Raw genomic sequence first — 8,773 nt, forward strand, 5'->3', positions numbered from 1 at the left:
CAGCTCCTGAATGATAGATAGAATTGAAATCTATCATCGGAGAATGGCCTCATGGCAATGTTCGCCCCCTCTTTGACTCGCTCGCCATCACTCTGGCGCGGCGTTCTCATCACACTTTGCGGCGCGGCTCTGATCGCGATCGGCGCCAAGGTGCAGATCCCGTTCTGGCCCGTACCGATGACGCTGCATACGCTTGCCGTGGTTTTCCTGGCGGCAGTACTTGGCCCCCGGCTCGGCTTTGCGGCCATGGCCACCTATCTCGGCGCCGGAGCAATGGGCCTGCCGGTGTTTTCCGGCTCGCCGGAGCGCGGGATCGGGCTCGCCTACATGGTTGGACCGACCGGCGGCTATCTGCTGGGCTACCTGCTATCGACCCTCGTGATCGGACGGCTGGCCCACGGTCGCGGCCCTGCGGGGCTGGTGCTGGCGATGCTGACCGGCCTTGCCGTGGTCTATGCCTTCGGTCTGGCATGGCTTACGCTGTTCGTGCCGGCCTCCGGCCTGATTGCCGCCGGCTTCGCCCCGTTCATCCTCGGCGACCTGATCAAGATCGCGCTGGCAGTCGCTCTGATCACCGGCCTCGGCCGCATGAAGGGCCACGCGGCATGACTGGCGCGAAGATCAGAACCGACTGGACCATGGAAGAGGCACGGGCGATCCATGCACTGCCCTTTCCGGACCTGATCCACCGCGCTCAAACCCTGCACCGGGCCCATTTCGATCCGGCCGCGATCGAGACGGCGAGCCTGCTCAGCATCAAGACCGGCGGTTGCCCCGAGGATTGCGGCTACTGCTCGCAATCGGCCCACCACGAAACCGGGGTGAAAGCGACGAAGCTGATGGAAACCGACGCGGTTCTGGCGGTCGCCCGGCGGGCCAGGAACGCGGGCGCGCAGCGCTTTTGCATGGGGGCGGCGTGGCGCAGCCCCAAGGACCGCGACATGGACAAGCTCTGCGACATGGTTCAGGGCGTTTCGGAGCTCGGACTCGAAACCTGCATGACGCTCGGCATGCTGAAGCCCGCCCAGGTGGCGCGACTGAAGGAAGCCGGGCTCGATTTCTACAACCACAATATCGATACCTCACCGGATCACTACCGGAAGATCGCCTCCACGCGGACGATGGAAGACCGGCTGGAGACCGTCGATCATGTCCGCAAGGGCGGCATCAGGGTCTGTTGTGGCGGTATCGTCGGCATGGGCGAGACGGAAGAGGACCGGATCGCGATGCTGGTGACGCTCGCCACCCTGCCTGCGCATCCGGACAGCGTACCGGTCAACCTGTGGAACGAAATCGACGGCGTGCCTGTGCAGAAAACCGCGAGGCCGGTCGACCCTTTCGCGCTCGTCCGCCTCGTGGCTCTGGCTCGAATCCTGATGCCTGCCTCGGTTGTGCGCCTGTCAGCCGGTCGCACGGAAATGAGTGATGAATTGCAGGCGCTCTGCTTCCTTGCCGGGGCAAATTCCATCTTCGTCGGAGACCAGCTGCTGACCACCGGCAATCCGGCTGCATGGAGGGACCGCGACCTGCTTGAACGGCTCGGCATGCATGTGGCGCCCACCAGCCCGCAAACCGCGAACCTGGCGGCCGGATAGCTCAACCCCTTCTCGCATCACGACCTCAAGTCCTTGCGTTGGGTGCTGACGCGTCATCGCCAGCCAGGCGGACTGGTCAAACCAAGCACCTTCAAGGAGGTCAAGGCGGACATGCTCCACCAAGGCATCAGGGGAGAGATAGCTACGCTGGCAGCGCGCAGGTCGCGCTACCAGCATGTAGTGGATCGATTCCACTCTTGCCGAAGGTCGCAAGGCGTTGCTGGCAGCCGAACACGTTCGGGCAGGTCCTCACGCAATCGAGAGCGAGGATGCCTCCATCTTGCGGGCCATCAGACGCACCAATGGAGGGCGCATGAGGGCCGGGATGATCCAGGACTGGACGGCAAGGCCCAGGCGGCTGCGCGGAACATAGTGCCCGCCGATCTGTTCCGACTGCTTCATCAACCGGCTTACTTTCGGCCGCAACCGCGCCTCATAGGCTGCAAGAGCGTCCTTCAACGGGCGCGAAGCCAACTCACTCGCCAACACATGGGCGCCCACGACGGCAGTGGACGTGCCCTGCCCCGACAGGAACGTCATGCAATGCGCGGCGTCGCCGACAAGCACCACCCGGCCGCGCGACCATTCCGGTGCGTTCACCTGGCAGATCGTGTCGAAAAAGCCGTTCGTCCAGTCGACACCGTGGCGGAACGTGTCCGCTATCAGCGTCGGCCAGTCCGAAAAACGGCCTGCGATCTGCGCCAGACGCATTTCCGGCGGCACTCGGGACGTATCGTCGTCCCGCCAGCAGAACAGGGTCGAGATCGTGCCGTCGCCGACCCGGTAAAGGCCCGCCTGCAGGTCGATATCCATGAAGGCTGCATAGTCGCAGTCCATCTCCCGCGAGGATGGCATGCGCCAGGCGGCGCTGCGATAGCCGAGTGGTTTCAGAAACGCCGAATGCGGGCCGAAATGCAGCTCCCGCACGCCGCTGCGATAACCATCGGCCGCGACCACCAGATCGAAGCGCTCGCGTGCCCCATCCGAGAGTTCGACCTCCACCGCCTCGCCCTCATCGGCAAGGGCGGTGATGGTCGTCCCGTACCGGATCGGCGCCCGTCCAGCCAACCGCTCGACCAGAACCTCCTGTAACGCATCGCGCATGATCACCAGCATGCGGTCGCCGCAGGCCGCCGCCAGGTGCCGATAGTTGTAGGAGAACAACCTGCGACCCTGCGCGTCGCGATAATCGGCCCGCTGGATCGAGATCGCCCGCGCCTTCAATGCGCCGATCAGGCCGAGCCGCTCGGCGACCTCCCAGCCGCCGAGATGCAGACCGACCGCGTAGCCAGCGGCGCGCAGGGCCGGCGCCCTCTCCACCATCACCGGCGTCAGACCCACATCGAGCAGACAGTTGGCCAGCGCCAGGCCGGCCGGGCCGGCTCCTGAGATCAGAATCCGCATGCCGTCCGCCTCAGAACGTGATCTTGAGGCGGCCGCCGATCTTGCGCCCCTGGCCGAGCTGGTAGACATTGCCGAAGCCGGCGCCGGCGGAGTCGAAGCCGTAGACCGCGTAGGTCTCGTCGGTGATGTTGTCGACGTAGAGGTCCGCAACGACATGCTCGCCATGCTTCCACGACAGGCCCGCGTCGAACAGCGCATAGGCGCCCTGCCCCACCGTGTTGGCCTCGTCGAACCAGGTCTTGCCGACATAGGTGACGCCGGCGCGCGCGATCAGATCGCCGAATTCGCCCGGCAAGCCGAATGTATAGGCCGCGGTCAGGTTGGCCGTGACATCCGGAGCGTAGGGAACCTTGTTTCCGGTCAGGTCGACGCCGGGATTGGCGGGATTGTTATAGCTGCTGAAATAGCTGTCGTTGAAAGCGATGCCGCCGGAAAGCATGAGGGGGTCGACCGGCTGCCAGCGGGCTATCAGGCTGATACCCTTGCTCTCAACCTCGCCGACGTTCTGCAGGTACTGGCCGGTCACCGGTCCGACCGAAAGTTGGTAGTCATCCGTCTTCGTGAAATAAACGGAAGAGCCGATTTCCAGCGTGTTGTCGAACAGGCTCGCCTTGATGCCAGCCTCATAGTTGTAGCTGTGCTGAGGCTGGTAGGAGAAGCCGATATTGGTCGGGGTAACCGCGCGTGTGAAGCCACCGGCCTTGAAGCCGGTGCTGAACAGCGCATAGACGAGCACATCGTCGGTGACCTTGTAGCTGGCGCCCACCTTGGGTGAGAGCGCGGAGAAATCGGCACTGTTCGTCTGGCGCACGCCGGCAAGGGCCGTCGCGGCGTCGACCTCCTCGTAGTCGAACCGCAGACCACCGGTCAGATCGATCCGCTCCGTCGCATGCCAGGTGACTTCGCCAAAGGCTGCGTAGGAGCGGATTTCCTGATGCGAGGTCAGGGTTGCGGCCGGAACTTCGCGCCGGAAATCCAGATCCTGGAAATAGAGACCACCAACATAGTCGAACATCGCCCCCTCCTGCGGATTGGAGGCGATGCGCAGTTCCTGGTTAAACGTCTTCTGCCATTCGGGCGTGTAGGAGCCGAAGATGGTGCGCAGCAGCGAGCGGTCCTGGTACCCGGTCAGCGATGTGATCGTCGCCGGGCCGAGATCGTAGGAGGCGGTCAGACCATAGCTGTCGATCGTCAGGTCGTAGTGCGAGGGCACGGGCAGGGAGATGCGGCTGTCCAGCATCGACTGCATGACGAAGCGCTCCTCATCGGACTCGCGCTGGTTCCGACCATAGGAGAACATGACGTCGAGAGGGCTGCCGACAGGCGCGTAGCGCAGGCGGGCCTGGCCAGCCAGCGTCTCGCTGTCGCCAGTGCGCTCATTGGTGACCATGTCGCGCATCTCGCCGTCCTCACGCTCGGCGCTGAACCACGCATCGCCGTAAAGGACATCCTCGACCAGCGCACCGCCAAAGGCCACGCCGCCGAGAACGCCGAGGCTGTTCACGTCGAGGACGGGACTGAGGAAATACTCGTTCTCCGGCTTGCGGGTGACGACGTTGATCACGCCGCCGATGGCGTTGCGGCCGTAGAGTGTTCCTTGCGGACCGTACAGCAGTTCGACCCGCTCCAGCGTCTGCGGCAGAAGCTGGCTGAACAGCGCCTGATCCTGGGGCAGACCGTCAACATAGAGCTGTGTGGTCGGGTTGTAGAAGTCGACCGACGACTGGCCGCGCACGGTGATGCCGGAATAGGCGCGGCTTGAGCGCTGGCGGATCAGCACGTCCGGGAACACCCGGTCGATGCTGTCGATTGTGGAAAAGCCGCGCTCTTCCAGCTCGTCCGCCTCAACGGTCGCGACCTCGCCGATCGCCTCGAACGCATCCTGCAGGCGTTTTGTGGCCGAGACGACAATGCGCGGAAGCACGATCGGCTCCTCGGACGCTTCCACGTCCTGCGCATGCGAAGGGAAAGGTCGCAGCACGGCGGTCATCGCGACGAGGGAAACACCCAGCAGAGCATGGCTTCTCATTGTCTATTTCCTTGTATTTCCAACGCCCCATCGACAGACAGAGGCAGTTCCGAAGCAATCGAGAGGCGGCGGGCGAGAGCGGCGCCGGCGACGAGCAGAAGAGCGGCAAGGGCAAAGACGGCGGCATGTCCGAACGCCTGCCCGATGAAGCCGGCGGCAATGCCGAAGGCGATGGCCAACACCGCATCGGCGCTCTGCAAAAGGGCGAAGTCGGTGCCGGCCTGACGCGGCGAGCACCAGCCGATCATCACCGCGTAGAGTGCGATCATCGACGTGGCCGCAGCCGCGGACTGGGCCAGGATCAGCGGCACCACGAGATCGCGGGAGAGCAGGTCGGCCCAGACGGCGGCAAGCACAAGGAACAGGATCGCGTTGGCGAGGGCGGCGAGCATCAGGGCACGCCCAGAGGGACGCCGCAGGACGGCCATCATCGCCAGCGCAGCGGCAAGCCCAGCGGTTGCTCCGCCCGCCCCCTTGAGCCAGCCGATGTCGGCGAGCGTCAGCCCGGTATCGACGAGAAACGGTCCGATCAGCGCAATGCCGAGACGCAGGCCCGACTGGTAGACCAGCATGAAGCCGAGGCCGCGGCGATACTCGGATCTGCGGAACGACGTCGAAAGGCTCGGGCGCAACAGCCCCGCCGCAACGGGCGCGGGCGCACTATGCTCAATCCCGCGCGCGGCGACGGCCGGGATCGTCAGCACTGCGACGACGCCTGCCATGAACAGCATCGAAGCTTGCCAGCCGAAGGCGGCATAGACGGGCAACCACGCCCCGACGCCAAGCAGGAACCCGACATATCCGCCGAAGACACCTGCGCTGCTGACGGTGGCCCGGCGGTTTTCCTCGACCACCTCCACGGCCAGCGCGTCGGTGGCGATGTCCTGGGTCGCGGCGAAGACGGCGACCGCCAGCAACATGCAGAGCATCAGTTCGAAATGATCGGCCGGGGATACCTGCGACAGGACGAGGAAACTTCCGACGATCAGAGACTGGCACAGCAACAGCCAGGAGCGGCGGCGGCCGAAGCGGACGACACAGACACCGTCGACCAGCGGCGCCCACAGGAACTTCAAAGCCCAGGGCAGGAACAAAAGCGATAGCAGGCCGATGCTGTCGAGCCCCATCCCCTCCTCCCGCAGCACGGTCGGGAGACCTGTCTGCACGAGGCTGCCGGTGATGGCCTGCGCCGCGTAGAGCCCAATGAACAGGCTGAGGACCCTGAAGGTGAAAGCGCGTGACGCGCCCGAATGCGATGTCATGAAATGCTTACCCCGATCACATTCCGGCCTTAATCACCCCTCGAAAGGTCTGCCACCCGGATCGTGCCCACTTCAGCCCTGATCGGGGCCTTTCATGTCCCCTCCTGCGAACCGTTGCCCGCATGTCACGCCAATCCCGCATGGCGGCGCAGCCGCGTTAGGACGTCTGCAAGCACCGATGGTTCGGAGAGATAGAAGTGATCGCCCGGCAGATCCGCTCGTGCAAACCGAGATCCGCAGACCTCTTCCCAGGCATCGACATCGGCCGCCGACACTTCCGGATCACCCTCACCGCGCAGGGCCAGAACGGGGCAGCCGATCCGCGAGCCCGCCCGCAGTGCATAGGTTTCGGTCAGTGCGAAGTCCGCCCGGATCGCCGGCAGGAAAAGCTCCAGAAGTTCCTCGCTTTCCAGCACTTCGTCGCTGGTGCCACCCAGCCGGTGCAACTCGCTGACCAGCATCATGTCGGACATCGAGTGGCGCCACGGACGCGGCGTCGGCAACTGCGGCGCCCGGCGGGCCGAGGCAATGAGAGCCGATGGAGGCAGGCCCCGCGCCTGCAGCGCCAGCCCCGCCTCGAAGGCGATGAGGGCGCCGAGGCTGTGCCCGAAAAGGATCACGGGGCGCCCGGCCGGAACGGCACTGCACAAGGCGGGTACGAGACCTGCCAGCAACCCGTCGACGCCAATGATCGCGGCTTCCGCGAAACGGCGGCCGCGACCGGGCAACTCGACCGGGCAGACGTCGACATCGGCAAGCAGCGGATGATCCCGCCAGCCATGAAAGAAGGCCGCGGCTCCACCGGCATGGTGGAAGGCAAAGAGCACCGCTCTTCCTCGCCCGTCCGGCAGGCCGAAGGGAAACCACGCCGGAGCTATACGATGGGGAGCGTTCATCATGCGACCTCCACCGGCCGAAGGTCTTGGTTGAGACGCGCGGCTACCGCCTCACGCACCGCATCCGCGACGGCGGCCGCATCGTCTCGCGCCATGAAGTGGCCGCCCTCAAGCCGACGATGGATGAAGCCTCCAGCGGTGCGCGGCCGCCAGCTTTCCACTGCCTCCTGCGAAACCAGATCGTCGCGGGTGGCGGAAAGCGCCAGCATCGGCGCGCGGATCGTCGCCTCGCTGCGATAGCTGGCGGCCATGGCCGTATCGCCTTCCATCGTCGTCTGCAGCGCCGACAGCATCTCGCCGCTCGACAGGATGTTTTCCGGTGTGCCACCAAGCAGCCGCAGCCGCGTTTCCATGCCGTCCTCCCCGAAGAAGCTGCGGAGATCCGGCAAGGGCTGGTGCGGGCCGGGACATACACCCGCCACCACCAGCAACGGCTGGCAGATGTCGTCGTGTTCCAGCCTGCGCGCCAGCTCGAAGGCGATCTTGCTGCCAAGGCTCCAGCCCACGAGGACAAGCGGCGTATCGCGATAGGGCCTCACCTTCGGCATCAGCGCCTCGACGGCCGCCGACAGCGTGGTGAAGGGCGGCTCGGCAATCCGTCCCTCGCGGCCGGGAAGCTGAACCGGCGACACCTGCCAGTCGCGCGGAAACTGGGCCTGCCAGTCCTTGAAGGCCGAGGCACCGGCCACCGCATGCGGAAAGGCCAGGATGTTGACGTCGGCGCCACGTCTCGGCCCGCCGAAGGGAAACCACTCGGAGCGCTCGGCGAGCGATATGCGCGCCTCATCCAGCAGTTCCTCGATCCGAGCCGCGCGTTCCTGGAGCACAGCGGTATCCGCGCTTCCGACCCGATCCTCGCCGCGCCGCCAGCGGCAGAGCAGATAGGAGATGGAGCCGCGATCGAGGCAGTCGTACATGGCCGATCCGGGAGCTGCGAAATAATCCTGGACCTCTGCTGCTCCCCTGCTGCCGGCAAGGCGCGCCATCAACCCGGCGGGCATCCGGTCGCGTGCGCGGCAGACCTGCCGCGTCACGTCGCGCAGGCTCTCCAGGGCGAAGCCCATCTCCGCCATCGTCTCGAGGAGCGGATCGACGAGCTCCGCAGGCCAGAGATCGCCATGCAGAAAAAGTCCTCCGGGCACCAGAACGCGGCGGACATGTCGCAGGAAGGCGCCCATGTCCGGATAGGCACCGGAGGATTCCAGGTTGAGGACAATGTCCTGGCTCGCATCGGCAAGCGGCACGGCGCAGGCATCGGCCACCTGCAGGCGCACCCGCCGCCCGGCAAGCAGACGGCGAGCCCCGGCGATGTTGTCGGCACTGAGATCCAGACCCGTTGCCGATAGCGGGTGAAACCGGCGCAGGACGACGTCCAGCGCGCCGCCGCGACCACAGCCGATGTCCGCCATCCTCAGATTGTCGAGCGAGACGGGGCCCACGAGCTCGGCGACCAACCGCTCGCTGGTCTCGTTGGAACCGGGCCGCACGAGGCCGGGTAAGGCATTGTCGGCAAGGCCGGGAACGGGCTCGTAGCCCCAGTTGAGGAAATGCGCGTGCCCGTCGAGTCCGGCTTTCACAAATGCCTCA

7 protein-coding genes are annotated in these 8,773 nt (G+C 65.4%); 2 read left to right on the plus strand and 5 right to left on the minus strand.

The window, feature by feature from the left end:
- Positions 1-51: 51 nt before the first annotated feature.
- Both ACYX4S_RS16990 and bioB read left to right on the plus strand, forming a co-directional pair.
- Entirely contained in the window at positions 52-609 is a 558-nt protein-coding gene (locus tag ACYX4S_RS16990; RefSeq protein WP_476361053.1) for a biotin transporter BioY, read from the plus strand.
- A complete protein-coding gene (gene bioB, locus ACYX4S_RS16995) occupies positions 606-1,595 on the plus strand; it encodes a biotin synthase BioB (protein WP_476361054.1) in 990 nt (329 codons plus the stop codon). The genes ACYX4S_RS16990 and bioB overlap by 4 nt, the downstream gene beginning before the upstream one ends.
- A 249-nt stretch (positions 1,596-1,844) precedes the next feature.
- On the opposite strand, the gene ACYX4S_RS17000 is transcribed toward bioB, so the two are convergent.
- From ACYX4S_RS17000 to ACYX4S_RS17020, 5 genes are all read right to left on the minus strand, one after another.
- Complete coding sequence (locus ACYX4S_RS17000) at positions 1,845-2,999, minus strand: FAD-dependent monooxygenase (protein ID WP_476361055.1); 1,155 nt, start codon at positions 2,997-2,999, stop codon at positions 1,845-1,847.
- A gap of 10 nt (positions 3,000-3,009) precedes the next feature.
- Positions 3,010-5,028, minus strand: a complete 2,019-nt coding sequence (locus ACYX4S_RS17005) for a TonB-dependent receptor (RefSeq protein WP_476361056.1) — start codon at positions 5,026-5,028, stop codon at positions 3,010-3,012.
- Positions 5,025-6,290, minus strand: coding sequence for an MFS transporter (locus ACYX4S_RS17010; protein ID WP_476361057.1), 1,266 nt, complete (start codon positions 6,288-6,290; stop codon positions 5,025-5,027). Before ACYX4S_RS17010 ends, ACYX4S_RS17005 begins: the two co-directional genes overlap by 4 nt.
- A 125-nt stretch (positions 6,291-6,415) precedes the next feature.
- Positions 6,416-7,186 (minus strand): thioesterase II family protein, encoded by a 771-nt coding sequence (locus tag ACYX4S_RS17015; RefSeq protein ID WP_476361058.1) that lies wholly within the window; start codon positions 7,184-7,186, stop codon positions 6,416-6,418.
- A complete protein-coding gene (locus ACYX4S_RS17020) occupies positions 7,186-8,763 on the minus strand; it encodes an alpha/beta fold hydrolase (protein WP_476361059.1) in 1,578 nt (525 codons plus the stop codon). The genes ACYX4S_RS17015 and ACYX4S_RS17020 overlap by 1 nt, the downstream gene beginning before the upstream one ends.
- Positions 8,764-8,773: the final 10 nt, after the last annotated feature.

Source organism: Stappia sp. ABD4_338 (assembly GCF_056312175.1).

Bases quoted from the DNA above. Each gene is read 5' to 3' on its own strand.
- ACYX4S_RS16990 (WP_476361053.1), top strand. From the start codon at position 52: ATGGCAATGTTCGCCCCCTCTTTGACTCGCTCGCCATCACTCTGGCGC.
- bioB (WP_476361054.1), top strand. From the start codon at position 606: ATGACTGGCGCGAAGATCAGAACCGACTGGACCATGGAAGAGGCACGG.
- ACYX4S_RS17000 (WP_476361055.1), bottom strand. From the start codon at position 2,999: ATGCGGATTCTGATCTCAGGAGCCGGCCCGGCCGGCCTGGCGCTGGCC.
- ACYX4S_RS17005 (WP_476361056.1), bottom strand. From the start codon at position 5,028: ATGAGAAGCCATGCTCTGCTGGGTGTTTCCCTCGTCGCGATGACCGCC.
- ACYX4S_RS17010 (WP_476361057.1), bottom strand. From the start codon at position 6,290: ATGACATCGCATTCGGGCGCGTCACGCGCTTTCACCTTCAGGGTCCTC.
- ACYX4S_RS17015 (WP_476361058.1), bottom strand. From the start codon at position 7,186: ATGAACGCTCCCCATCGTATAGCTCCGGCGTGGTTTCCCTTCGGCCTG.